At 71.4% G+C, this 25,412-nt stretch carries 20 protein-coding genes; 16 read left to right on the forward strand and 4 right to left on the reverse strand.

The window, feature by feature from the left end; all coding sequences use genetic code 11:
- Window positions 1-24 precede the first annotated feature (24 nt).
- Window positions 25-1,413 carry a carboxylesterase/lipase family protein gene (locus tag DVK44_RS35035; protein WP_114664628.1) on the reverse strand — a complete coding sequence of 463 codons (1,389 nt, stop codon included), beginning with the start codon at window positions 1,411-1,413 and terminating at the stop codon, window positions 25-27.
- Between the two features lie 109 nt (window positions 1,414-1,522).
- Between DVK44_RS35035 and DVK44_RS35040 the strand changes: the two genes are divergently transcribed.
- Window positions 1,523-2,239, forward strand: a complete 717-nt coding sequence (locus DVK44_RS35040) for a DUF4232 domain-containing protein (RefSeq protein ID WP_114664629.1) — start codon at window positions 1,523-1,525, stop codon at window positions 2,237-2,239.
- A gap of 27 nt (window positions 2,240-2,266) precedes the next feature.
- Here DVK44_RS35040 and DVK44_RS35045 read toward each other — a convergent pair whose 3' ends face one another.
- On the reverse strand, window positions 2,267-3,628 hold the full coding sequence (locus tag DVK44_RS35045) for a CAP domain-containing protein (protein WP_114664630.1): 1,362 nt from the start codon (window positions 3,626-3,628) through the stop codon (window positions 2,267-2,269).
- 148 nt (window positions 3,629-3,776) lie between these two features.
- Between DVK44_RS35045 and DVK44_RS35050 the strand changes: the two genes are divergently transcribed.
- Entirely contained in the window at window positions 3,777-4,136 is a 360-nt protein-coding gene (locus DVK44_RS35050) for a DUF6191 domain-containing protein (protein WP_114664631.1), read from the forward strand.
- 339 nt (window positions 4,137-4,475) lie between these two features.
- Window positions 4,476-5,369, forward strand: a complete 894-nt coding sequence (locus DVK44_RS35055) for an MHYT domain-containing protein (RefSeq protein WP_114664632.1) — start codon at window positions 4,476-4,478, stop codon at window positions 5,367-5,369.
- Between the two features lie 105 nt (window positions 5,370-5,474).
- Here DVK44_RS35055 and DVK44_RS35060 read toward each other — a convergent pair whose 3' ends face one another.
- The gene (locus DVK44_RS35060; protein WP_114664633.1) at window positions 5,475-6,245 is read right to left on the reverse strand and encodes a FadR/GntR family transcriptional regulator; all 771 of its coding nucleotides are present in this window, start codon (window positions 6,243-6,245) and stop codon (window positions 5,475-5,477) included.
- A 267-nt stretch (window positions 6,246-6,512) separates the two neighbouring features.
- Between DVK44_RS35060 and DVK44_RS35065 the strand changes: the two genes are divergently transcribed.
- Genes DVK44_RS35065 through DVK44_RS35090 form a run of 6 tightly spaced genes read left to right on the forward strand, consistent with a single transcriptional unit; the run spans window position 6,513 to window position 12,568 of the window.
- Window positions 6,513-7,874, forward strand: coding sequence for an MFS transporter (locus DVK44_RS35065; RefSeq protein WP_114664634.1), 1,362 nt, complete (start codon window positions 6,513-6,515; stop codon window positions 7,872-7,874).
- A 1-nt stretch (window position 7,875) separates the two neighbouring features.
- Window positions 7,876-9,606, forward strand: coding sequence for a dihydroxyacetone kinase family protein (locus tag DVK44_RS35070; protein WP_114664635.1), 1,731 nt, complete (start codon window positions 7,876-7,878; stop codon window positions 9,604-9,606).
- A 28-nt stretch (window positions 9,607-9,634) separates the two neighbouring features.
- Window positions 9,635-10,111, forward strand: coding sequence for a ribose-5-phosphate isomerase (locus tag DVK44_RS35075; RefSeq protein WP_114664636.1), 477 nt, complete (start codon window positions 9,635-9,637; stop codon window positions 10,109-10,111).
- Window positions 10,111-10,911, forward strand: coding sequence for a triose-phosphate isomerase family protein (locus DVK44_RS35080; RefSeq protein ID WP_114664637.1), 801 nt, complete (start codon window positions 10,111-10,113; stop codon window positions 10,909-10,911). The genes DVK44_RS35075 and DVK44_RS35080 overlap by 1 nt, the downstream gene beginning before the upstream one ends.
- Window positions 10,911-11,711, forward strand: coding sequence for a sugar phosphate isomerase/epimerase family protein (locus tag DVK44_RS35085; protein ID WP_114664638.1), 801 nt, complete (start codon window positions 10,911-10,913; stop codon window positions 11,709-11,711). Before DVK44_RS35080 ends, DVK44_RS35085 begins: the two co-directional genes overlap by 1 nt.
- The gene (locus DVK44_RS35090) at window positions 11,711-12,568 is read left to right on the forward strand and encodes a phosphogluconate dehydrogenase C-terminal domain-containing protein (protein ID WP_231717302.1); all 858 of its coding nucleotides are present in this window, start codon (window positions 11,711-11,713) and stop codon (window positions 12,566-12,568) included. Before DVK44_RS35085 ends, DVK44_RS35090 begins: the two co-directional genes overlap by 1 nt.
- Window positions 12,569-12,637: 69 nt before the next feature.
- On the opposite strand, the gene DVK44_RS35095 is transcribed toward DVK44_RS35090, so the two are convergent.
- Complete coding sequence (locus tag DVK44_RS35095) at window positions 12,638-15,604, reverse strand: glycoside hydrolase family 2 TIM barrel-domain containing protein (RefSeq protein WP_228447506.1); 2,967 nt, start codon at window positions 15,602-15,604, stop codon at window positions 12,638-12,640.
- Between the two features lie 291 nt (window positions 15,605-15,895).
- Between DVK44_RS35095 and DVK44_RS35100 the strand changes: the two genes are divergently transcribed.
- The 7 genes from DVK44_RS35100 (at window position 15,896) to DVK44_RS35130 (ending at window position 25,362) form a co-directional block, all read left to right on the forward strand.
- On the forward strand, window positions 15,896-17,485 hold the full coding sequence (locus tag DVK44_RS35100; protein WP_114664641.1) for a glycoside hydrolase family 43 protein: 1,590 nt from the start codon (window positions 15,896-15,898) through the stop codon (window positions 17,483-17,485).
- A 195-nt stretch (window positions 17,486-17,680) separates the two neighbouring features.
- A complete protein-coding gene (locus DVK44_RS35105; RefSeq protein ID WP_114664642.1) occupies window positions 17,681-18,688 on the forward strand; it encodes a hydroxyacid dehydrogenase in 1,008 nt (335 codons plus the stop codon).
- Window positions 18,685-20,799: a glycoside hydrolase family 36 protein gene (locus DVK44_RS35110; RefSeq protein WP_114664643.1), complete on the forward strand. Its 2,115-nt coding sequence runs from the start codon at window positions 18,685-18,687 to the stop codon at window positions 20,797-20,799. Before DVK44_RS35105 ends, DVK44_RS35110 begins: the two co-directional genes overlap by 4 nt.
- Window positions 20,800-20,853: 54 nt before the next feature.
- Complete coding sequence (locus DVK44_RS35115; RefSeq protein WP_114665644.1) at window positions 20,854-21,912, forward strand: LacI family DNA-binding transcriptional regulator; 1,059 nt, start codon at window positions 20,854-20,856, stop codon at window positions 21,910-21,912.
- 265 nt (window positions 21,913-22,177) lie between these two features.
- Window positions 22,178-23,506 (forward strand): ABC transporter substrate-binding protein, encoded by a 1,329-nt coding sequence (locus tag DVK44_RS35120; protein WP_114664644.1) that lies wholly within the window; start codon window positions 22,178-22,180, stop codon window positions 23,504-23,506.
- 60 nt (window positions 23,507-23,566) lie between these two features.
- A complete protein-coding gene (locus tag DVK44_RS35125; protein WP_114665645.1) occupies window positions 23,567-24,442 on the forward strand; it encodes a carbohydrate ABC transporter permease in 876 nt (291 codons plus the stop codon).
- Window positions 24,439-25,362 (forward strand): carbohydrate ABC transporter permease, encoded by a 924-nt coding sequence (locus DVK44_RS35130; RefSeq protein WP_114664645.1) that lies wholly within the window; start codon window positions 24,439-24,441, stop codon window positions 25,360-25,362. Before DVK44_RS35125 ends, DVK44_RS35130 begins: the two co-directional genes overlap by 4 nt.
- The last annotated feature ends 50 nt before the right edge of the window (window positions 25,363-25,412 follow it).

Raw genomic sequence — 25,412 nt, forward strand, 5'->3', positions numbered from 1 at the left:
CAGCGGTCGGGCGCCGGCCGCTGGTCATTCCCCCCGGCCCGCCCAGGCGCGCCGTTCGTCGTCCCGGGGCGCGTGGACGACGTACGGCGCGCCGCCCGTACCGCCGTACGTCATGACCGGCCGCGAGTTGTCCCAGGCCGGCCAGCCGGGGTCGCCCGTCGCGGCGAACGCCACCCAGGCGGCGTGCAGGGCGTCGGCGAGCGGCTGCGGGGCGCCCGGCCCGGTGAGTGCCTCGGTCGCCGGGAGCCGGAGGGTGTCGAAGACGAAGCCGATCTCCAGCGCGTGGCACGCGCGCAGGTCCAGGACCGGGGACGGCCGGCCGAACTCGTAGAAGTACGTTCCCGCCGGGGCCGAGCGCCGGGCGTCGGCCAGCCGGTTGAGCGGGACGCGCAGCAGCAGATCGGTGGCGAGCGCGCCGAGGATCTCGCCGTGGGACGCGCCGGGCCGGCCGGCCCGGTAGACCGCGGCGGTCCGGCGCCGTACCCCGAATCGCGCCGGCGCGAGCCGCAGCGTGAGCGGGCCGATCCGGTCGATTGTCCCGCCGGGCACGAACCACAGGCGGTACTCGTCGGTGGTGGTGCCCATCAGCAGGTCGATCCCGCCGGCGCGGCCGTCGACGAGCGCCCGCGCCGGATCCTCGGGGAGCACGTCCCCGTCCACCACGAGATCGAAGCCCGCGCCGCCGGACATCGGGTGCCCGCCGGCCGACTCGCGCTGCGCGCGTAGCAGTTCACCCCGGTCCACGGCGGCGAAGGCGGCGGCGGTCGGCGCGACCCCCAGCCGTTTCGCGACGCGCCGCGTCGTGCGGCGGGCCCTCGCCGGGGTCATGGCCGACGGCACCCCGCTCTGGAGCACGGCCCGCCGTACCAGCCCCTCGGAGTACGGGGACGCCAGCAGCCCGGCCACGCAGAACGCCCCCGCCGACTCTCCGAAGACGGTGACCAGATCCGGATCGCCGCCGAAGGCCGCCACGTTGCGGCGGACCCAGCCGAGCGCCGCCAGCTGGTCGCGCAGCCCGAGATTGGCGGGCGCGTCGGGGAACATCCCGAACCCCTCCATACCCAGCCGGTAGTTGACCGAGACCAGCACCACACCGTCCCGGGCGAACGCGGCGCCGTCGTACGTCTCCACGGCCGACGAGCCGTGCCGCAGCGAACCGCCGTGGATCCACACCATCACGGGCAGCCCGCCGCCGCCCGGGTCCGGGGTCCACACATTGAGGTTCAGACAGCCGTCGCCGGGGATCTCCGGATCCGGGAGCAGCCGGTCCAGCGGGGGCGCGTACGGCGTCTTCGGCGCGGTGGGCCCGAAGCGGGCCGCCGCGTACGGGATGCCGCGGAAGACGGCGACGCCGTTCTCGGTCCGCCCGCGCACCCGGCCGTACTCGGTGACGGCGACAACGGTCGGGTCCATGGCACTCCTGCCGTCCTTGCTTCCCGGCCGGGAGGGAACTCTCTCTGTATATCCAGGATATTCGGGTATATGTACCGCGTAGATACGACGTGGAGGGCAGGTGGACCCTGTGTCCGATCACTTCGAGAGCGTGCGGGCGGGCAGGGCCCGGCGGGCGGGGGCGCTGGCGGTGGCCGCGGGCCTGCTGGCGCTGGCCACGGCCGCGTGCGGGAGCGGGAGCGGTGGACAGACCGCCACGGGAGGCGGCGGGGGGACCGCGGGCGACGCGAGTTCCGGAGCGGCCAGTTCCGGTGGGGCGAGTTCCGGTGGGGCTCCGTCCCCCGCGCCTTCTTCCAGCGCGGCTCCTGCCGGTACGGCCGCCAGTACGGCTGCCGGTACCGCTCCGTCCGGTACGGCCGGCTCCGCCGCGCCCGCCCCGGCCGCGGCGCCGCGCTGTACGGCGGAGCGGCTCGGGCTGAATCTGAGCGCGCCCGACGTGGGCGCCGGGAACATCCGCTACGACCTGCGGCTCGTCAACAAGGGGACGAGCGCGTGCACACTCCAGGGCTTCCCGGGCGTCTCGCTGCTCGCGGGCGACGGTGAGCCCATCGGCCGGCCGGCCACCCAGGAGGGCGAGCGGCTGCCGGCCGTGACGCTCGCGCCCGGCGGGGTCGCCCTGACCACGCTGCACACCCTGAACAAGGGCATCAAGGGCCCGTCCTGCTGGCAGGCGCCCAGCCTCATCAGGATCTATCCGCCGGGCTCCACGGACGCCATGACGCTGCGCTCGGCCGAGCCGGTGGTCTGCGGCGACACCTTCACCGTCACCGCCATGAGCGCGGGCTGAGGAGCCCCGCCCGCGCGGCGCGGCGGGTCAGACCTCGCCGAAGAGCTGCGTCCAGTACGTACCGGCCGGACCGCCGCCCGCGTACCCCACCCCCAGATGGGTGAAGCCGGGTTTGAGGATATTGGCCCGGTGGCCGGGGCTGTCCATCCAGCCCCGGACCACCTCGCGCGCGGTGCGCTGGCCGCAGGCGATGTTCTCGCCGATCCCCCGGTGGCCGGCTCCGGCGCGGGCCGCGCGGTCCCAGGGCTGGAGCCCCTCGGGCGAGGTGTGCGCGTAGAAGGCGCGTGCGGCCATGTCGGCGCTGAAGTCCTGCGCGGCCGTCGCCAGCCGGGCATCGGCGGCCAGCGGCCGGAGCCCGGCCGCGGTCCGCTCCGCGTTGGTGAGGGCGAGGACCTCGGCGGTGGTCCGGGCCAGTCCGTCCGCCGTGAAGGGCACCGCCCACAGCGCGGTCCAGTAGACGTCACCGGAGCGGGGGTCGGTGTGCCGGCCGATGCCCGCCTCCGTGAGCGCGGGATCGCGCGGCGGACCGCCGGTGGCGTCGTCGCTCAGGCAGTACGCCACGAAGTCGCCGGGGGTGCGGGGACCGGAGACCAGATGCTGCTCGATCCGGAGATAGCGGTACCCGCCGGCGGTGATCCGCTGGAAGACGGAGACGCCGTCGTCGCCCTCCGCGTCGAGCCGCCGCTGCCGCGCCATCGCCGCCGCGTGGGCCCGGGCCGCCGCCGACAGCCGTGCGTCCACGGAGACCGGCGCCAGCCCGGCCCGCGCGCGCTCGGCGCCGACCAGCGTCGCGAACTCCGCCTCCGTACCACTGTCGCCCGAGGGGCGTGCGGGGGCGGGCCGTGACGGCGCGGGTCCGGAGGGTACGGGCCGGGGCGCGGGCGTACGGGGCGGGGTGGGCCCGGCCGACTCGTCCGCCACGTCCACACCGAAGTCCCGGGCTATCCCGGCCAGCCCGTCCGCGTACCCCTGCCCCAGCGCGCGCAGCTTCCAGCCGCCGCCGCGCCGGTAGATCTCCGCCAGCAGCAGCACCGTCTCGTGTGTCGGACGTACGGGGGTGAACCGCGCGACCACCCCCGCGCCGGGCCCGGTGACGGTCAGCGTCGGCACGGGCAGCCGGCCGAGCGCCGTCGCGGGGTCGGCGGGGCTGACGACCACGGTGACCCTGCTCGCCCCCGCCCGCAGCCGCCGGGGATGGACCCCCGCGCCGTCCGCGCGCAGCAGGGCGCCGGGCGCCGACGGCTGGTTGTAGAAGACGAAGTCGCCGTCCCCGGCGACCTTGCCGCTGTCGCCGGTGATCAGCAGGGAGAGATCGAAGGGGCCCGGTACGCGGAGGGACAGCTCCGCGTCGGGCAGGGGCAGATTCCCGCCGGATACCAACTCGGTCATCGCCACCGTCCGTTCCCCGTGCTGTGGAGCCGCCGTCCGCACGGCGTTGTGAGGGGAACGTCGCGGAGGGGCGCGGTGGTTCCGCGCGGCGGGCGCGAGTTGTCCACAGGCTCTCCCCGGGCGGCGGCGGGCTGTGCACACTGGAGCCATGGAAACACTCGTGTTCATGACGCTGCCTGGGCTGGTCATCCTGCTGACCGTGGTGGCCTTCGTCGATCAACTCCTTCTGCGCATGGGGCGGTCGGGCATGCTGCCGTGGCGCAACAGCGTGCGGCAGGGCCAGATCTCGGCCACCGGTTTCGAGCAACTGCACGCGAGCTTCTCGCCCGGCAAGCAGAACGAACTCAAGGAGCGGCAGTCGGCGCTGCTCATGCGGGACGACGAGGAGGACGGAGCGCCCCCGCACCGCACCACGGTCGATCTGGACGGCGGTACGGCGGTCATCCGCATACCGGGCGCGGGGCCGGTGGGCGGGGCCGCCCGGCCGGTGGCGAGCCCCTTCGCATAGGCTGATCACTCACCGATGCCGCGTCAACGGGCCTGCCCACAAGGCCATTTACCTGTCCCGCGGCTCCACACCCAGGAGCGCCCCCATGACGACGGGAACACCGAAGCCTCCGCTCGGCACGAACGAGCGATGTGTGGAGGGACTCAACCTTGTGGCCCGCGTCCGTTGATGTCCGGATATCAGATGAAGTAAGACCTGTTTTGGTCACGCCCAGTCGAACACCTTTATCAACAAGTGATCAGAACGATGTTTGTCACGACCCCTTATGGCCATAGTGTCGCCACCGTAAACACACGGCTTCTGCACATAAGCCACACAAGGGGGAGGGGCACACCACTCATGCAGGGCACCATCGATGGATTCAACTATGGAGCCGTCACGCCTGTGGCGGCCTACCTCATGGCATGTCTGGGCGCCGCTCTGGGGCTTCGCTGCACCACCAGGTCGCTCCGTACGGAGCGGTCCTGGAAGCCTGGATGGCTGGCCCTGGGCGCGACCTCCATCGGTTCGGGAATCTGGACGATGCACTTCATCGCCATGATCGGATTCCAGGTGAAGGAAGTGCCGATCGGATATGACGTACCCACGACGATCGCCAGCCTCGCGGTGGCGATCATCGTGGTCGGTATCGGTGTCTTCATCGTGGGTTACCGCGGTGCGACCCGGACCACACTGCTTGTCGCGGGCACCCTGACCGGTTTCGGGGTGGCGGCCATGCATTACATCGGCATGGCCGGAATGCGACTGCATGCCCGTATGGAATATGACACCACTGTCGTGGTGCTCTCCGTACTGATCGCCGTCGTCGCGGCGACCGCCGCGCTCTGGGCCGCCGTGTCGATCCACGGCTTCCTGCCGAGCCTGGCGGCGAGCATGGTGATGGGGATCGCCGTGACCGGTATGCACTACACGGGGATGGCCGCCATCAGCGTGCACCTCCAGGGACTCACCGGAGTCTCCGCGGGTGGCGGTTCGGCCTCCTCGATCATGTTCCCGATGCTGCTCGGCCCGGTGATCTTCCTGGTGCTGGCCGGCGTCGTGGTCATGTTCGACCCGCTGCTGGTGCTCGGTGAGGGGGACTGGGACCAGCCGGCCGCCAAGCCCGCGCGGAAGGACACCCAGGCCCGACCGGTCTGGCCGCCGGTGTACGACGAATCCGCCGACCGCAGGCCCCCCGCGCCCAGCGCGGGGCCGGCGCCGTACCGCGACAATCAGCGGCCCCGCGACTGGTAGACCGGATTCCCGTCCCCACGAAGAGCGCCGCCCCGCGATCCGCGGGGCGGCGTTTTCCGTCTGTGCGCCGGGGGCCGGTCCGGCGAGGGCGAATCCGTCGAGAGGTCAGTCCGCCGTCCGCTCGGCGGACTCAATGGACTCCCTCAGCCGCGCGCTGGCCATCCGCATGTGCTCGGCCATGGCCTCGTTCGCCGCGTCGGGGTCGCGGGCGCGGATGGCGGCGAGCACGGCGTCGTGCTCGCACAGGGTGCCGCTCACCGTGCCCTCCAGATCGCTGACCCGCTCCATCCACACCTGAAGCAGCGCCCGGATGCTGTGCAGGATGTCGCTGAGCACCGAGTTCCCGGCGATGTTCGCCGTCTCCAGATGGAAGGCGATGTCGGCGTCGATGAACGACGCGGCGTCCGTGCCCGCGTCCCGCATCCGCCGCAGATGCTCCTCCAGCCGGGCCACGTCCTCGTCGCCGGCCCGTTCCGCCGCCAGCCGGGCCGAGACCCCTTCGAGGTGCGTACGGACCTCGACCAGGTCCTGGGTGCGCCGCTGCCCCAGCATGAGGCCCCAGTTGATGGCGCGCGGCAGGAACTCCGAGGTTCCCTCGCGTACGTACGACCCCGACCCCGGGCGGATCTCCACGATGCCGAGCACATCGAGCGCCGAGAGCGCGCCGCGCACGCTGGAGCGCGCGACCCCCAGCGCCTCGGCGAGCTGACGCTCGGCGGGCAGTCGAGTGCCGGGCTTGATGTCACCGGCGGAGAGATGGTCGAGAAGCCGCTTCGCGACCTCGCTGACCGAGGATTCGCGGACGACGGGGCGGAGGAGCCGGGCGAGATCCGGCGAACCGGACATGGGCTGATCGGGCTGACTGGTCACGGTCACCAGTACACCAGATGGGTGTTCCCGCTGTTCAGGTACGTCCTGAGTCGCCTCATTCTCGCCCCTCGGGCACCGCTGTCAAGAGAGACGCAGGTCACATAAAGAGTGACGCTCGCCACATTGGTCAATTGGTGACCAATTTTCTTCTGGGGGTTACCTTGATGACACATCAGCCGGTCGAGCGGGTGCCGCTGTCTTTTTCAGCCACGATCGCTACCGACTATGACCCGAGTCCGGACAGAGCTGTCCGGCGCAGCCGAGGGAGTCACCATGGGTGCCACCACGTCTCCATCCGCCGTGGAGAGATCAGCCATCAGGAAGGTCTCGATCCGGCTCGTCCCGTTCGTGGCGTTGATGTTCTTCATCAACTACCTCGACCGGACCGCCGTCTCCTTCGCCGAGCCGAACGGAATGGGCCACGACCTCGCGCTCACCGCGGCGCAGTTCGGATTCGCCTCCGGTGTCTTCTTCATCGGATACATCATCCTCGAAGTGCCCAGCAACATGGCGCTCCACCGCTTCGGCGCCCGCCGCTGGCTGGCCAGGATCATGGTGACCTGGGGCATCGTGTCCCTGCTGTTCACCTGGGTGCAGAACAGCGAGCAGCTCTACGCGCTGCGCTTCCTGCTCGGTGTCGCCGAGGCCGGCTTCTTCCCCGGCGCCATCCTCTTCCTGAGCCAGTGGGTGCCCACCCGGCACCGCACCAAGGTGCTCGCCCTCTTCTACCTGGCACAGCCGCTCACCACGGTCATCGGCGCCCCGTTCGCGGGCTGGCTCATCGGCCACCACGGGCTCTTCGGCCTTGAGGGCTGGCGCGTGATGTTCCTCTTCGTGTCGATCCCCGCGATCGTCATCGGCGTCATCGCCTGGTTCTACCTGATCGACCGCCCCGCCGACGCCAAGTGGCTGACCCCGGCGGAGAAGGACTGGCTGACCACCGAGCTGGCCGCGGAGAACTCCACCAAGACCGGCAACAAGGAGAGCCACGGCCGCGAGGCCCTCAAGGAAGCCTTCCGCAGCGGCCGGGTCTGGGTCCTCGCGATGGTCTACTTCGGCTTCATCTACGGCCTGTACGCGCTCGCCTTCTTCCTGCCGACCATCATCGCCGGCTTCCAGGACAGCTTCGGCACCTCGTTCAGCGTCATGGACAAGGCGCTCATCACCGCCATCCCCTACCTCCCGGCGGCCGTCGTCCTCTTCTTCTGGTCCCGGCACGCCACCCGCAACGGCACCCGGACCTGGCATGTCGCCGGCCCCGCCGTCGTCGGCGGTATCTCGATCCCGATCGCCCTGTACATGGGCTCACCGGCCGCGACCATCGCCGTGATCACCGTGACGGCCTGCTCCATCTTCGCCGCGCTGCCCGTCTTCTGGTCGATCCCCTCCCGCTTCCTGACCGGCGCCGCCGCCGCGGCGGGCATCGCCCTGATCAACACCATGGGCAATATCGCGGGCTTCGCCGCCGGGTACGTCACCGGCTGGCTCAAGGACTTCAGCGGGAGCTACACCCTCTCCATGTTCGTCGTCGGCGGCTTCATGCTGCTCTCCGCGCTGCTCATGGTGATCCTCTCCCGGCGCCGGCCCGCCGACCCCTCCAACCCCGCGGACCAGCCGCTCCTTGAGGTGCACTGACATGACCCGCCTGTTCAACGACCCCGCAGCCTTCGCCGACGAGGCGCTGGAGGGCTTCGCCCTGGCCCACCGCCGCTGGGTGCGGCCGGTGACCGGCGGGGTCGTACGGTCCACCCCGGGCGCCGCCGGCCAGGTCGCCGTCGTGATCGGCGGCGGCTCCGGCCACTACCCGGCCTTCTCCGGCCTGGTCGGCCCCGGGCTGGCCCACGGCGCGGCCGTCGGCAATGTCTTCGCCTCGCCGTCCGCCCGGCAGATCCGTACCGTCGCCAAGAACGCCCACACCGGCGGTGGTGTGCTGCTGATGTACGGCAACTACGCGGGCGACGTCCTGCACTTCGGCCAGGCGGCCCAGCAGCTCAACGCCGAGGGCGTCGAGACCCGCTGTGTCGCGGTCACCGACGACATCTCCAGCGCGAGCGCCGCCGAGGCGGACAAGCGCCGGGGCATCGCCGGCGACCTCCCGGTCTTCAAGGCCGCCGCGGCGGCGGCCGAGGAGGGCCGCTCCCTCGACGAGGTCGTACGGGTCGCCCGGCACGCCAACGCCCGGACCCGCTCCTTCGGGATCGCCTTCGGCGGCTGTACGCTCCCGGGCGCCGACCACCCCCTGTTCACGGTCCCCGAGGGCCGGATGGCGGTCGGCCTCGGCATACACGGCGAGCCCGGCATCGGCGAGCAGGACGTACCCAGCGCCGACGAGACCGCCGAACTGCTGGTCTCCTCCCTCCTCGCCGAACTCCCCGAGGGCGTGGACACGGCGGACGGCGCCCGCGCCGCCGTCATCCTCAACGGCCTGGGCACCGTCAAGTACGAGGAACTCTTCGTCGTCTACCGGCGCGTCGCCGCGCTGCTCGCGGAGGCCGGGATCGAGGCCGTCGACCCCGAGGTCGGCGAGCTGGTCACCAGCTTCGACATGGCGGGCGTCTCGCTCACCCTCTGCTGGCTCGACGACGAGCTGGAAACCCTCTGGACGGCCGGGGCCGACACCCCCGCCTACCGCAAGGGCGCGGCCCGCGCGGCCGGCGGCCCGGCCGTCCTCGACACCGTCTCCGAGACGGCCGGTGCCGAGGCCGTCCCCGAGGCCACCGACGCCTCCCGTACGGCGGCCCGTACCGTCGTCGCCGCGCTCACCGCCCTCCGGGACACCGTCAACACCCACGCCGAGGAACTCGGCCGGATCGACGCCGTCGCCGGGGACGGCGACCACGGCATCGGCATGAGCCGCGGCTCGACGGCCGCCCACCGGGCCGCCGTCGAGGCCGCCGAGGCCGGGGCCGGCGCCGGTACGGTCCTCGCCGCCGCGGCCGACGCCTGGTCCGACCGCGCGGGCGGCACCTCCGGCGCCCTGTGGGGAGTCCTCCTGCACGCCGTGGGGACCGCCCTCGGCGACACCGACGGGCCCACCGCCCGTACCGTCGCAGACGGGGTGGGCGAGGCGTCCGCCGCCGTACGGCGGCTCGGCGGCGCCGAGGTCGGGGACAAGACCATGGTCGACGTCCTCGTCCCCTTCGCCGACACCCTCGCCACCGCCACCGCCGAGGGCGCAGCCCTCGCCGACGCCTGGGACCGCGCCGCCACCGCCGCCGAAGGGGCGGCCAAGGCCACCGCCGACCTCGTCCCCCGGATCGGCCGCGCCCGGCCGCACGTCGAGCGCTCCCTGGGCACCCCGGACGCCGGCGCCCACTCCCTCGCGCTGATCGTCCGCGCCGTCCACGGCGTACTCGCCGGCCACTGAAACCCACCCACCGAGGAGCACCCCCCCCATGAGTGACAAGCTGCGGATCGTCGTCGGCTCGGACGACGCCGGATACGACTACAAGGAAATACTCAAGACGGATCTCGGCACCAGCGCCCTGGTCGCCTCCGTCACCGATGTCGGCGTGGACGGCGACGGACACACCGCCTACCCGACCATCGCCATCGCCGCCGCCGAGATGGTCGCGCGCGGCGAGGCCGACCGCGCCCTCCTCGTCTGCGGCACCGGCCTCGGTGTGGCCATCGCCGCCAACAAGGTCAAGGGGATCCGGGCCGTCACCGCCCACGACTCCTTCTCCGTCGAGCGCGCCGTCCTCTCCAACAACGCCCAGGTCCTCACCTTCGGACAGCGCGTCGTGGGCATCGAGCTGGCCCGCCGGCTCGCCGCCGAGTGGCTGACCTACCGCTTCGACGAAACCTCCGCCTCGGCCGCCAAGGTCCAGCTGATGAACGACTACGAGACCGACGAGGAAGCCGCCGCCTGATGTCCGCACCCACCCTGCTCGGGGTGAGCCTGAAGATGTACTTCGGGCATCACGAGACCCTCAACTGGGCCCGCCGCGTCGGCGACATCGCCGCCCGGCACCCGGCCGTCACCGGCGGCCTCACCGAGGTGTTCGTGCTGCCCGCCTTCCCGGCGATCGTCCCGCTCACCTCCGTCCTCGCCGGCACCGGCGTCCGGATCGGCGCGCAGGACCTCGCCACCGACGACCGCGGCCCCTTCACAGGCGAGGTCTCGGGCCCGTACCTCAAGGAGATCGGCTGCGCCTACGCCGAGGTCGGGCACGCCGAACGGCGCCGCCTCTTCGGCGAGGGCGACACCGTCGTCGCCGCCAAGACCGCCGCCGCCCTGCGCAACGGGCTCACCCCCGTGCTCTGCGTCGGCGAACTCGACCGGGCCGCGCCGGCCGAGGCCGCCGACCGTACCGTCGCCGAGCTGGCCCGTATCCTCGCCACCGCCGCGCACGACGGCGGCGCGGACGGCTCCGTCGTCGTCGCCTACGAGCCCCAGTGGGCCATCGGCGCGCCGGAGCCCGCCTCCGCCGGACACATCACCGCCGTGTGCGCCGCCCTCACCGCCTGGCTGGACGCGCGCCCCCGGTACGCCGGCAGCCGCGTCATCTACGGCGGCAGCGCGGGCCCCGGACTCCTCGGCCGGCTCGGCGCGGGCGTCGACGGGCTCTTCCTCGGCCGCTTCGCCCACGACCCGGCCGCCGTCGAGTCCATCCTCGACGAGATCAGCGCCCGCGCCACGGCACCGACCGCCGTACGGGAGGACGTCTGATGGCCTACGGACTGTCGACCTACGCCTACTTCTGGCGCATCTCCGCCCGCGCGCCCAAGCCGCTGACCGTGGAGCAGATGCTCCACAACACCCGCGAACTGGGCGGCGACGTCTTCCAGATCTGCGACTACCCGCTGATCGAGACCTTCGACGACGCCCGCCTCGCGGACATCCGCGCCACCGCCGCCGACCTCGGCATCACCCTGGAACTCGGCACCCGCGGCGTCCTCGCGGAGCGGCTGGACACCTACCTCGCCCTGGCCGGCAAGCTCGGTGTCACCCTCGTCCGCTCCATGCTCAACACCAACGACCACCGGCCGTCCACCGACGAGGCCACCGCACTGCTGCGCGCGGGCGTCCCCGCCTACGCCGCACAGGGCGTCACCCTCGGCCTGGAGACCTACGAGCAGGTCGCCACCGACGACCTGCTCACCGTCGTCCGCGCCGTCGACGACCCCCATCTGGGCGTCGTCCTCGACCCCGGCAACTGCGCCGCCCGGCTGGAGCGGCCCAAGGACGTCGTCGAGGCCACCGCACCGTACGTCGTCAACATCCACGTCAAGGACTTCGCCTTCACCCGCAGGGACGGCTGGGTCGGCTTCACCTACGCCGGCTGCCCGCTGGGCGAGGGCCTGCTCGACTACACCCACCTGGTGGAGACCGTACGGCCCGGCCAGCGCGGCATCAACCAGATCGTCGAGCACTGGCTTCCATGGCAGGACGACGGATTCGAGACCACTGCCGGGATCGAGGACCAGTGGACCCGGCACTGCATCAGCACACTTCAGAGGAGCAAGTAATGGGCACCGAGAACAAGACCGTCGCCGTCATCGGCGCCGCCGGCAAAATGGGCCAGCGCGTCTCCAACAACCTCGTCAAGAGCGACTTCCGGGTCCTGTTCTCCGAGAACTCCCCCCAGGGCCAGGAGCTGATCCGCGGGCTCGGCCGTGAGCTGACCGACTCCGACGAGGCCGCCAAGCAGGCGGACGTCCTCATCCTCGCGGTGCCCGACGTCGTCCTCGGCAAGGTCTCCGAGCTGCTCGTCCCGCTGATGAAGCCCGGCGCCGTCCTGCTCACCCTCGACCCGGCCGCCGCCTACGCCGGCCTGCTCACCCGCCGCGACGACGTGCACAACGCCGTCGCCCACCCCTGCCACCCCTCCGTCTTCCTGGAGCGCACCACCAAGGAGGAGTACGCGGACACCTTCGGCGGCATCGCCGCCCCCCAGGAGGTCGTCGCCGCCTTCGAGGGCCCGGACGCGTCCGTCCAGCCGCTCGCCGAGGCCGTCATCCGCACCATGTACGCGCCCGTCGTGGACGTGCACTGGGTGACCGTCAAGCAGCTCGCCGTCCTGGAGCCGACGCTCGTCGAGACCATCGCCTGCATGGTCGGCGCGCTGCTCACCGAGGCCCTGCACGAGACGGTGCACACCGTCGGGGTCCCGGAGGCCGCCGCCCGCGCGATGCTCCTCGGCCACACCCAGGTCGCGCTGGCCAACACCCTCAAGGGCGACAACCCGTTCTCCGACGCCTGCCTGATCGCCATGGACTACGGCCGCGAGTCGATCGTCAAGGACGACTGGAAGAAGGTCTTCGAGGACGACGAGCTGGACAAGGTCATCACGCGCATGCTCCGCATCAAGGAGATCAAGCGCTGACCGCACCGCACCCGGCAGACGGCACCGGCCTCCCCCAGCACGTACGGGGGAGGCCGGTGCCGTCTTTTGCTACGCGGGCAGCGGACCCTCGCTCGCCCAGTCCAGCGTGAAGGTGACCGGCCCCGCGAACAGCCGGTACTCGGGCAGCACCCCCGGCCCGCACGACGCGCTGCCGATGCCCTGCTGCGCAGCGTCCAGCGTCAGCCGGACCAGATCACCGCGGACCAGATCGGTGGGATGCCGTGCCGCGTCCAGCTCCTCGCTGCTCCACGGGCGCGCGGCGAAGGCGAACGGCGCGGGCCCGCCGACCAGCAGCCCCGGCCCGCCCGTCCGGTCCGTCAGCCGCACCCAGCGGACATCGGCCCTGCTGCCGTTCTCCTGCGGGAAGAGATACGGCGTCTGGAGCTGGTCGAGCCCCGCCGTGAACCGCCCGATCCGCAGGGCGCTCCGGGTGTCGGGATACGCCTCGTACGGTCCGCCGCCGAACCAGCTCACCGTGTCGAGCGCGCCCGGCACGGCCGCGCGCAGCCCGAGCCGCGGCAGCGGCAGATCCCAGACGCCGACCGGCTCGACCTCCAGCGTCAGCCGCAGCCCCCCGCCCGGCCGGTCCTCCGGCGCGCTCCAGTGGTAGACGGCCGACATCGCCGCGTCGGTGCCCGCGGCGGCCACCCGCGTGGTCACCGTGAGCCCCTCCTCGCCGGTGTCCACCGACAGGACCCGGTGCTCCAGCCGGTCGAGCCCGGCCGCCCGCCACCGCTCGGCGACCGAACCGCCCCAGCCGCGCAGGTCGTTGTCCGTGGGGGCGCGCCACAGATCCAGCCGCGGCCCCTCGACGGCCAGCGCCCCGATCCGTACCAGCGTGCCGGTGTACGGGTCGAACGCGCCCTCGCCCAGGGTGAGCAGCCCCTCCGCGGTGGTGCCCGGACGCCTGCCCCGGCCCGGCGGCGGTACGGCCGGCGCGGCGGCCAGCAGCGCCTGGCCCCAGGCCACCTCGTGCCCCGCGGGCGCCCACGCCTCGTCCTTGGCGAGCCGCGCGCTCACCGTCAGCCGGCGCTCGCCCGCCGCCCCGGCCGCCGCCGCTTCGGTCAGCGCGCCGGGCCAGGCCACCACCGCCGTACCGCCGGGTGCCACGGCGGGGACGGTCAGCTCGCCCTCGGCGCGCGCCACCCCCTCGTCCTCCAGCAGCCAGTGGAACGACAGATGACCGGTGGTGGCGAAGTCCAGACCGTTGCGCACCGAGACCCGGCGGGCGTGCGGATCGATCCGTACCGTCACCGGCTCGATGACCTTCTTGTACTCGGTGAGGCCGGGGGACGGGGTGCGGTCGGGGAAGACCAGCCCGTCGGCCACGAAGTTCCCGTCGTGCACGACCTCGCCGAAGTCCCCGCCGTACGCGAAGAACTCCCGGCCGTCCGGGGTCCGGCGGCGCACCCCGTGGTCGATCCACTCCCAGACGAACCCGCCCTGGAGCCGGGGATGCTGCTCGAACAGGCGCTGGTACTCGGTCAGCCCGCCGGGGCCGTTGCCCATGGCGTGGGCGTACTCGCACAGGATGAACGGCAGCGTGCGGCGGTGCGCATCCAGGGCCGGGTCCTTCGTCGGTTCCTCGGTGCCCCGGCCGATCCGGTCCGTCTCGTCGTGGTCCGCGTACATCCTGCTGTACACATCGACATAGCCGCTGTCCCAGTCGCCCTCGTAGTGCACCGGACGGCCCGGGTCGCGCTCGTGCGTCCAGTCGGCCATGGCCCGCAGATTGCCGCCGGTCCCCGACTCGTTGCCGAGCGACCACATGATGACGCTGGGGTGGTTCTTGTCGCGCTCGACCATACGGCTCATCCGGTCGAGGTACGCGTCGCGCCAGCGCGGGTCGGCGCTCGGGTTGTCCCGCCAGTTGTTGGGCTCGAAGCCGTGTGTCTCCAGATCGCACTCGTCGACGACCCACAGGCCCAGCTCGTCGCAGAGGTCGAGGAAGCGGGCGTCGGGCGGATAGTGGCTGGTGCGGACCGCGTTGATGTTGTGCCGCTTCATCAGCTCGATGTCGTGGCGCATCGTCTCCGGGGTCAGGGTGCGTCCGGTGTCCGGGTCCCACTCGTGGCGGTTCACCCCGCGCAGCAGGACCGGAACCCCGTTGACCCGCAGCAGACCGTCCTCGACCGCGACCGTACGGAAACCGATACGCAGCCGCACCCGTTCGCCCGCCGTGGCCAGCTCCGCGTCGTAGAGCCGGGGTGTCTCGGCGGTCCACGGCTCCACGGGGACGCGGACCTCCTCGCCGACGGCGAGGTCGAGACCGAGTTCGGCCACGGTGATCCGGCCGGGCGCGCCGGCCTCCACCCGCAGCACGCCCTCGCCGCTGCCGCGGTCGTAACCGGCGTGCACGAAGACATCGCCCACACCGTCCAGCGGCCGGTGGAGCAGCGCGACGGAGCGGAAGATGCCGGACAGCCACCACATGTCCTGGTCTTCCAGATAGCTGCCCGCCGACCACTGGTGCACCCGTACGGCCAGCACATTGCGGCCGGGGCGCAGCGCGTCGGTGGCGTCGAACTCGGTGGGCAGCCGGCTGCCCTTGCCGTTGCCGAGCGGCACACCGTTCAGGAAGACCGCGAAGGCCGAGTCGACGCCCTCGAAGCGCAGCACACCGCGCCCCGACTCCGGCCACTCCGCGGGCAGTTGGAACTCCCGCCGGTACTCGCCGGTGGGGTTGGCGTCGGGCACGCGCGGCGGGTCGACCGGGAACGGGAAGACCACGTTGGTGTAGGCGGGGGAGCCGTAGCGCGGTGTGTCCGCCACGTCCCGCAGCTGCCAGCTCGACGGCACGGCGAGGAGGTCCCACCGCGCGTCGTCGTGGTCGGGCGCCTCGAAACCGGGGGTCAGTGTGTGCCGGGAGGCCGCGAGCCGGAAGCGCCAGTCGCCGTCCAGATCAAGGGCCATGGCGTCCGACACGGACCGGGCCCGGGGGGCGAGCCGCCCCTGCCCCGGGTCATGGCTTTCGACGTAGTCGAGGGAGGCGTGGTCGAAACGGTCGCTGGGCACGGATGGGGTATCCCTTCGGGCGGGCGTGGCCGGAGCACCGTTGAGTGCGGCCGTACAGGTGACGTTTTCCATGCAGACTAGGTGAAGTCTCGGGCCACGTCGCCCCCCTGGGCCAGGAAAGTCGCCTGATCGGGGCCGGGTCCGGCGGTGGCACCGGGCCTCAGGTAGAAACCGGTTTCTCGATCTGCGTCCGGACCGTTGACCCTGATAGCAATCGGTTTCTACATTGAGACGCACACCGGTGTCCCGGCCGCCGCCGACGGGCACCCCAGGACTCAGGGAAGGACCGGTATGACCTCCGGCCGTCATCTCCGCAACCCCGTGCTGCCCGGCTTCCATCCGGACCCGAGCATCGTCCGGGTGGGGGCGGAGTACTACATCGCCACCTCCACCTTCGAATGGTTCCCGGGCGTCCCCGTGCACCGCTCCACCGATCTGGCGCACTGGGAGCACGCCGGGCATCTCCTCGACCGCGCCGAGACGCTCGACCTGCGCGGAGTACCGGACTCGGCCGGTGTCTGGGCGCCCTCACTCTCCCACCACGACGGGCGGTTCTGGCTGATCTACAGCATCGTCAGGACCGTCGGATCCCCCTACAAGGACGTCGACAACTTCCTCATCACCGCCGACTCGATCGAGGGGCCCTGGTCGGAGCCCGTCTTCCTCAACTCCTCCGGCTTCGACCCCTCGCTTTTCCACGACGAGGACGGCCGCCACTGGCTGGTCAACCTCCAGTGGGACCACCGCCCCGGCCGGCCGTCCTTCGCGGGCATCGTGCTCCAGGAGTACGACGAGGGGAAGCGGGCGCTCGTCGGGGAGATCAGCCACCTGCTGCGCCACGACGAACTCATCGAGGGCCCCAACCTGTACCGCCGCGACGGCTGGTACTACCTGATGCTCGCCGAGGGCGGCACCGGCTGGAACCACGGCATCCTGATGGCCCGCTCCCGCTCGCTCACCGGACCGTACGCGCTCGACCCCGCCGGATCGCTGCTGACCACCCGCGACGCCCCCGACGCGCCCCTCCTCAAGGCCGGGCACGGGGAGCTGGTGGAGACCCCGGACGGCGAGTGGTACCTCGTCCATCTCGCGTCCCGGCCGGTCGCCACCCCCGAGGGGCCGCGCTGTGTCCTCGGCCGGGAGACCTGTATCCAGCGGGTTGAGTGGACCGACGACGGCTGGCTGCGGCTCGCCCACGGCGACAACCGGCCACGGGTGACGGTCCCCGTGCCGCGCTCGGCGCCCCACACGGTCCCGGTCCCCGCCGCGGACCGGGACGACTTCGACGCCCCCGTCCTGGCCGGCGGCTGGAGCACCCTGCGGGTCCCGGCCGACCCCTCCTGGCTGAGCCTGACCGAGCGGCCCGGCTCGCTGCGGCTGCGCGGGCGGCAGAGCCCGCACTCGCTCCACGGGCAGAGCCTGGTGGCCAGGCGGCTCACCTCCGTACGCTGCCGGGTCACCACCGAGCTGGACTTCCGGCCGGCCCACTTCTCCCAGCTGGCCGGGCTGATCTGCTGGTACGACACCACCACCCACTACTACCTGCGCGTCACCCACGCGGAGGGACGCGGCCGGGTGCTGGGCCTCACGATCACCGACGACGGCGTCCACACCGAGCCCGCGGACGCCGAACTGCTGGTCGAGGAGTGGCCGCGGCTGCTGCTGCGGGCGGACTTCGACGGCGCCGAACTGCGCTTCAGCGCCTCGCCCGACGGTACGGACTGGATCCGCGTCGGCCCCGTCCTGGACGCGACGAAGCTCTCGGACGACTACGGCGACCGGCTCCGCTTCACCGGGGCGTTCGCCGGGGTGTGCGCCCAGGACCTGGGCGGGACGCGCGCCGTCGCGGACTTCGACTGGTTCGAGCTGACCAACCTCTGAGCGCCCCGTCACCCGTGTGCCGTCGCTCACGCACCCGTGGTGTCGCGCCTCGTCCACGTGTGGAGAACCCTTGTAGAAACCGATCTCTCTTTCATCGGCTTGTTTCTGCCGTGCGTCACCATTGACCCTGTCGGTCCCAGGTGCTTAGCGTAGAGATCGGTTGCTATCGTATATCCGAGCCGGAGGCCACTTCCCTTGACCGAGCGTCCCCTGGCGTTGTTCGCCATGAGTGCGGAGAATCCGCCGAAGCTGCTTCCGTCCGGTGTCCTGGCCAGGCTCCGCACCTCGGTCGACATCGATCCCACCCTGGTGGCCGAGGACTTCGGGGACCCCCGGGTCCGCGCCGCCCTCGGCGAGACCGAGATCCTCATCACCGGCTGGGGATGCCCGCCGATCGACGACGCCGTGCTGGCGGCGGCGCCCAGACTGCGCGCGGTCCTGCACACCGCCGGATCGGTGAAGAGCATGATCACCCCCGGCTGCTGGGAGCGGGGCCTGATCGTCTCCTCGGCCGCCGACGCCAACGCGCTGCCCGTCGCCGAGTACACGCTCGGCATGATCCTGCTGGCCGGCAAGGACCTCCTCGGCGCCCGCGAACGCTACCGCGCCGCCCGCGCCTTCACCCTCGGCGAAGTCATCCCGGACATCGGCAACTTCGGCCGCCGGATCGGAGTGGTCGGCGCCTCCCGGATCGGCCGCCGTGTCATCGAGCTGCTGCGCCCCTTCGACTTCCGGGTCTCCCTGGCCGATCCGTACGTCGACGCCGCGGGCGCCGCCGCACTGGGAGTGACCCTGCGGGGGCTGGACGAACTGCTGCGCACCAGCGACATCGTCACCGTCCACGCGCCCGCCACCCCCGAGACGGACGGGCTCATCGGCCGCCGTGAACTGGCGCTGCTGCCGGACGGCGCGGTGCTCGTCAACACCGCCCGGGGCAGTCTCGTCGACACCCCCGCGCTCGTCGAGCAGCTGAGCACCGGCCGGATCAGCGCCGTACTCGATGTCACCGAGCCCGAGCCGCTGAACGCCGACTCCCCGCTCTTCGACCTGCCCAACGCCTTCCTCACCCCGCACATCGCCGGCTCGCACGGCAACGAGCTGCACCGGCTCGGCCTGTGCGCCGTGGAGGAGCTGGAGCGGCTGCTGCGCGGACTGCCGCTGTCCCACCGCGTCGACCGCGCCGAGCTGGAGCGTGCCGCGTGACCGAGCCCCTGACACCGATCACGAGCTGGGGCCCCGAGGCCCTCACGCTCCACCTCGCGCACGGCGCCGACCTGGTGCCCCGCCTCGCTGTCAACGCGGCGCCCGGCCGCGCGGCCCTGCCGCTCGTCGAGGTCGAGCTGGCCGGACAGGGCCGCAGCGGCACCTCCGGCAAGCGCCATGTGGACGGCGCGGTCTCGCGCCGGCTGCGGTACGACGGCCATGACGCGGACGGTGAGCGGCTGACCGTACGCACCCGTGACCCGGAGACCGGTCTGCGCGCCGCCACCCACTTCCGGCGCACCGGGACCCTGCCCACCGTCTCCACCTGGACCGAGCTGACGGCGGGGGACCGGACGGCCGACATCGAGAACGTCTCCTCCCTGGTCCTGTCCGGCGTCGCCGCGCTGCTCGGCGCCCCGGGCCGGTGGGAGCGGGACGTCCGGCTCTGGACGGCGGACAATCCGTGGAGCGGCGAGTACCGCTGGCAGGGCGTCCCGCTCGGCGCCGCCGGGCTGATCGACACCGGGATGACCCGCTTCGGCCAGACCGGCTCCAAGAACCGGGTGGCCCGCACCAGCACCGGCTCGTGGCCCTCCTCCGAGCAGCTGCCCATGGGCTGGCTGGCGGGCCCGGACGCCGTCCTCGCCTGGCAGATCGAACACAACGGGTCGTGGCACACCGAGATCGCCGACCGCTTCGACGAGATCTATCTGCTGCTGTCGGGTCCGGGCCGGCGCGAACACCAGTGGTCCGTGCGGCTCGCCCCCGGCGAGAGCTTCACCACCGTACCGGTCACCTTCACCCTCGCGCCCGGCCGGGACGCGGCGCTCGCCGCCCTCACCGGCCACCGGCGCGCCGTCCGCCGCCCCCACCCGGACACCACCGAACTCCCCGTGGTGTTCAACGACTTCATGAACTGCCTGATGGGCGACCCCACCACCGAAAAGCTGCTGCCGCTCGTCGCCGCCGCGGCCGCCGCCGGCTGCGAGTACTTCTGTGTCGACGCGGGCTGGTACGACGACGAGCGCGCCGGCGACGGACCCGGGGGAGTGCCCGGCTGGTGGGACGCGGTCGGCGCCTGGGAGCCCGCGCCCTCGCGGTTCCCCGGCGGACTCGCGGAGGTCACCGACGCCATCAAGGCCGCCGGGATGATTCCCGGACTCTGGCTGGAGCCCGAAGTCGTCGGCGTGCGCAGCCCGTTGGCCGCCTCCCTGCCCGACGAGGCGTTCTTCCGGCGGGACGGCACCCGGATCACCGAGTGGGGCCGCCACCAGCTCGACCTGCGCCATCCCGCGGCCGTCGCCCATCTCGACGACACCGTGGACCGGCTGGTCGGCGAGTTCGGCCTCGGCTATCTGAAGCTCGACTACAACATCGACATCGGCGCCGGTACGGACAGCGGGCCGCACGGCCCCGGCCACGGGCTGCTGGAGCACAACCGCGCCTATCTGCGCTGGCTCGACGGCGTCCACGACCGGCACCCCGGGCTGGTGCTGGAGGGCTGTGCGGCGGGCGGCATGCGCATCGACCACGCCACCCTCGCGCATGTCCCCGTACAGTCGCTCAGCGACCAGCAGGACGAGCTGCTGATCGCCGCGATCGCCGCCGCGGCCCCCACCGCCGTGCCGCCGGAGCAGGGCGCCGTCTGGGCCTACCCGTACGCCGGACAGAGCGACGAGGAGATCGCCTTCACGATGGTGTCGGCGCTGCTGGGACGCGTTCATCTCAGCGGCCGGATCGATCTGCTCGCACCGGACCAACTCGCCCTGGTCGCCGAGGCGCTCACCGCGTACGGCGGCTACCGCCGCGAGCTGGCCCGAGCCCTGCCGTCCTGGCCGCTCGGACTGCCCGGCTGGCGCGACGACTGGCTGGCCCTCGCGCTGGACACCGGCACCGAGACACTGCTCGCGGTCTGGCGCAGGACGGGCGCGGACGCGGTCCGCGAGATACCGGTCCCGGCGGGTACGCGCGCGGTCGTGCCGGTGTTCCCGCGCGGGGCGCCCGGTGAGGCGGTGCTCGACCGGGAGACAGGCCGGCTGCGGATCACGCTGCCGTCGGCGCCCTCGGCCCGTCTCCTGAGGCTCCCGCGGGCGGTGTCTCCACTATCGTGAGCCCCACGCACACCGCGGGGTGGAGCAGGGCGAAGGGGACAAGCACACGTGGACATGAACGCGACGGGTCCGTCCGGCAGGGAAGCTTCGACGGTCAGGGATGTCGCCAAGCGTGCCGGGGTGTCCGCGTCGACGGTCTCGCGGGTGCTGGGCGGTACCTATCCGGTGGCCGCCGCCACCCGTACCCGTGTCCTGCGCGCCATGCGCGAGCTGGACTATGTCGTCAACGCGCACGCGCGGGCCCTCGGCGGCTCCACCAACAAGAGTGTGGCGTTCGTCGTGGACGATGTCACCGGCCCGTTCTACGCGCACATCGCGCGCGGTGTGGAGGAACAGGCGTCCGCCGAGGGGCGGTTGTGCATGCTCTGTACGACCCACGGCGATCCGCAGCGGGTGCTGGCCGTCGTGGAGCTGATGCGCGAGCAGCGCGCCGACGCGGTGATCGTGGTGGGCGGCGCCTGGGAGAACAAGGAGTACCAGGCGCGCATGACACACTTCGCGCACGCGCTGGACCGCGCCGGATCGCGGCTGGTGCTGGTGGGCCGGCCGCCGCTGGGTGAGGGCGTCCCCGCCACCGTCGTCGAGTACGACAACGAGAACGGGGCGTTCGCGATGACGACCCATCTGCTCTCCCTGGGCCACCGGCGGATCGCGTTCATCGGCAAGGTGCCCGGGCTCTCCACCAGCGGCCAGCGCGTCGACGGCTTCCTCAGGGCGCACGAGACACTGGGCCTGGAAGCGGACCCGGGGCTGATCGTGGAGGGCGAGTTCACCCGGTCGTGCGGCTACCGCGCGACGGCCCGGCTGCTGGCCGACAAGGCGGAGTTCGACGCCGTCTTCGCCGCCACGGACATGGTCGCCGCCGGAGTGCTCCACGCGCTGCGCGAGGGCGGTGTACGGGTCCCGGAGGACGTCTCCGTCGTCGGCTACGACGACATCCCGGTCGCCATCGACCTGCACCCCGCCCTCACCACCGTCAGCATCCCGCACGAGGAGCTGGGCCGTACCGCCGTACGGCTCGCCCTGCACCGGGAGGAACTCCCCGACGCCCAGCACCAGGTGCTGGGCACCCACATCGTCGTACGCGGCTCCACCCGGCGGCCCGGGCGCTGAGGGCACACCGACACTCCCAGGGCGCGACTAGAGATCGATTTCTAGTCGCGCCCTGTGCTGTGTCCGTCGCTGAAGGGCCGGTTGACAGCTGCTCCGCCGCCGGTACGGCGCGAATGAGGCCCGTAACAGAAGATTTCCGTGCCTGACATCTTGCTCATCCGGTGGTCTGCGCTTAGCTTCCGTAGAGACCGATTTCTATGAGTCGCGCAGCTGATCTCGAAGTCGGCTTCCTCTTCCGTGCCCGAACCTCCTGAGGAGGGGTGTCATGCAACGCACACACTTCGCAGTGACAGCCGCGACCACCGTGGTGCTTTCCGTCGTCCTGGCCGGCTGCGGGGGTGGGGACCGTGGCGGCGACACCGCCGCCAAGGGCCCCGTCACCGTCACCTACTGGACCTGGGACGAGCCCAAGACGATCCAGCCCGTCGCGGACAAGTTCAACGCGACCCACGACGACATCAAGGTCAAGATCGTCAAGCAGGCGGACAACCCGGGCACGGCGGCCAATCTGCGCAATGTCGTGGCCTCGGGCAAGGGGGTGCCGTGTCTGGTGAAGAACTTCGGCCAGGTCCCCGGACTGGTCGGTGAGGGGCTGCTCTCCGATGTCACCGACGGGGTCGAGCCGTATGTGAAGAAGGGCGTCTTCAACGACGCCTCCCTGCTGGGCGCGCAGGCCGGCGGCCGCTACTACGGCGTGCCGATCGGCTACCAGCCGAGCTTCCTGGTGATCAACCGCAAGGTCTACGACCAGTACGGCGTCGCCGTCCCCAAGACCTGGGACGAACTGATCGAGGCCGGCAAGAAGCTCAAGAAGCACGGCGTGTACGTGATGAACCTGGCGGGCGAGGACCCCTCGACGCTGGAGAACCTCGTCCAGCAGGCCGGCGGCAGCTGGTTCGCGACCGAGGGCGACACCTGGAAGGTCGACTTCCTCTCCCCGGAGTCGCTGAAGGCCGCCGATGTCATCCAGCGGCTCGTGGACAACGGACTGGTCGCGAACCAGACCTATATGGACCGCCCCGCGCTGATCAACTACTTCGACTCCGGCAAGATGGTCTCGCTCCCCACCCAGGTCTGGCAGCTCGGCAACTACGAGCTGAACTACAAGAAGTCCCTGGGCGACTGGGAGCCCGTCGACCTCCCGCAGTTCGCGGACGCCCCCTCGTTCACCGCCCCGGCCCACGGCACCGCGCTGCTCGTGCCGAAGGGCTGCGCCCACCCGAAGGAGGCCGTCGAGGCCGCGGTGTGGATGAACACGACCAAGGAGGGCATCGACGCCAGCTACCAGGAGGACATCAAGCAGTACAACTGGCCGGGCGCGATCCCGGACCCGAGCCCCTGGGTCGACTCGGCGGTCCCCGACAAGCTCTTCGGCGCGCGCAAGGGAGAGGCCAGGGACGTCATCCTCAAGGCGGTCAAGGGCGCCAAGGACACCTGGATCGTCGGCCCCAACTACACCGGTGTCTTCGCCGAACTCCAGGACCAGTGGGCCAAGGTGGTCACCAAGAAGATAACGCTGCGTCAGGCACTGGAGCACATGCAGAAGTTCACCGTCGACGACCTCAAGTCGAAGAACATCAACGTCGAGGGCTGATCGATGGCCGTGGAAACACCAGCTCCACCACGCGTGGTCCACCTCAAGTGGCGGCGTGTGATGGCCTTCAAAGGTGCCTCGTTCACCTTCCCGTTCTTCCTCGGGTTCGTCGTCTTCACCGTGGTGCCGGTGGCGATCGCGCTCAAGGAGAGCCTCTACACCGAACAGGGATCGGGGCTCGGCTTCGGGCCGAAGACCGTGGAGTTCTCCGGTGTGGACAACTTCGTCCGCGGCTTCGAGGACGCCAAGTTCTGGTCGGCGATGGGGCGGGTCGCCCTGTTCGCCGCCATCAGCATCCCGCTGATCCAGCTCGCGAGCCTCGGGCTGGCGCTGCTGATGGACATGGTCAAGCAGCGCCTCGCCAACCGCTTCCGGATCGCGCTGCTCGTGCCGTACATGATCCCCGGGATCGTCGCCACCCTGATCTGGATCTATCTCTACAGCCCGGTCGTCGGGCCGATCACCCCCTTTCTGGCCTTCTTCGGAATCGACGCGAACTTCTACAGCGGCGACATGATCTGGGTCTCGATCGGCATCCTCATCGCCTGGAGCTCCATCGGATTCAACATGCTGATCCTCTACGCGGCCCTCCAGTCGGTGCCCCGTGAACTGTTCGACAGCGCCCGGGTGGACGGCGCCTCCGAGTGGCGGATGGCCTGGTCGATCAAGGTCCCGCTGGTCCGGCGGTCCCTGGTGCTCACCACGGTGCTCAGCATCATCGGATCGCTCCAGATCTTCAGCGATCCGCTGCTCTTCCGGTCGATGACACCGGAGACCGTCACCAGGGACTTCACCCCGATCATGGCCATCTACGACTGGGCCTTCGCGCAGGGCGACTTCAACTACGCCGCCGCGCTGTCGATCATTCTCGCGGTGGTCGTCGGCATCGCCTCGGCCATCTTCTACCGGCTCACGAACAAGGCGCCCACCTCATGACCACGACGATGGACCGGCCCCCGGCGAAGGCGTCGGGCGGGCCCCCGGCGGCCCGCCGGCGCACCACGGGCGGCACGGTGCGGCACACCAGAAGGACCAGGGTGCTGGTGCTGGTGGGACTCGCACTGTTCACCCTCTACTCACTGGCCCCGGTGTGGTGGCTGCTGGTCGCCGCGACCAAGAGCCAGCGCGACCTCTACACCACCAACGGGCTGTGGTTCTCGGAGTTTCACTTCTGGGACAACCTCAAGGACCTGTTCACCTACCAGGACGGCATCTTCCTGCGCTGGATGTGGAACACACTGTTCTACGGCTTCGCGGGCACCATCGGAATGACCCTGGTCTGTGTCGCCTGCGGCTACGGACTGGCCATGTACGAGTTCCGGGGCCGCGGTGTGCTGATGGCCTGCATCATCGGGTCCTTCCTGGTCCCCGGAGCGCTGCTGACCATCCCGTCCTTCCTGCTCTACACGGATCTGCGGCTGATCGACACACCGTGGGCCATCATCGTGCCGGGCTTCTTCAACGCCTTCTCCGTCTATCTCGCCAAGGTGTACGCGGAGGGCGCCATCCCGCCCGAACTGCTGGAGGCGGCCCGGATCGACGGCGCGGGCGAGTACCGCATCTTCTTCCAGATCGGCGCCAGGCTGATGTCGACGGGCGCCGCCACCATCTTCGTCCTCGGCTTCGTCGGGGCGTGGAACAACTTCTTCGGCCCGCTCGTCTATCTGCGCAGCAGTGAGAAGTGGACCGTCATGCTCGGTCTCTACTCCTGGCTCAAGGTGAAGGTCGACAGCTCCGTCGACCTGACGGGCCTCGTGGTGGTCGGCTCCATCGTCTCGCTCATCCCCATGGTGATCCTGATGCTCTCGATGCAGCGCTACTGGCGCTCGGGGGTGACGATGGGCAGCCTCAAGTAGCCGGCTCCGGGACCGGCACTCGCACCGGCCCCGGCACACCGGACGGGAGG

The organism is Streptomyces paludis (assembly GCF_003344965.1).
GTDB lineage: Bacteria > Actinomycetota > Actinomycetes > Streptomycetales > Streptomycetaceae > Streptomyces > Streptomyces paludis.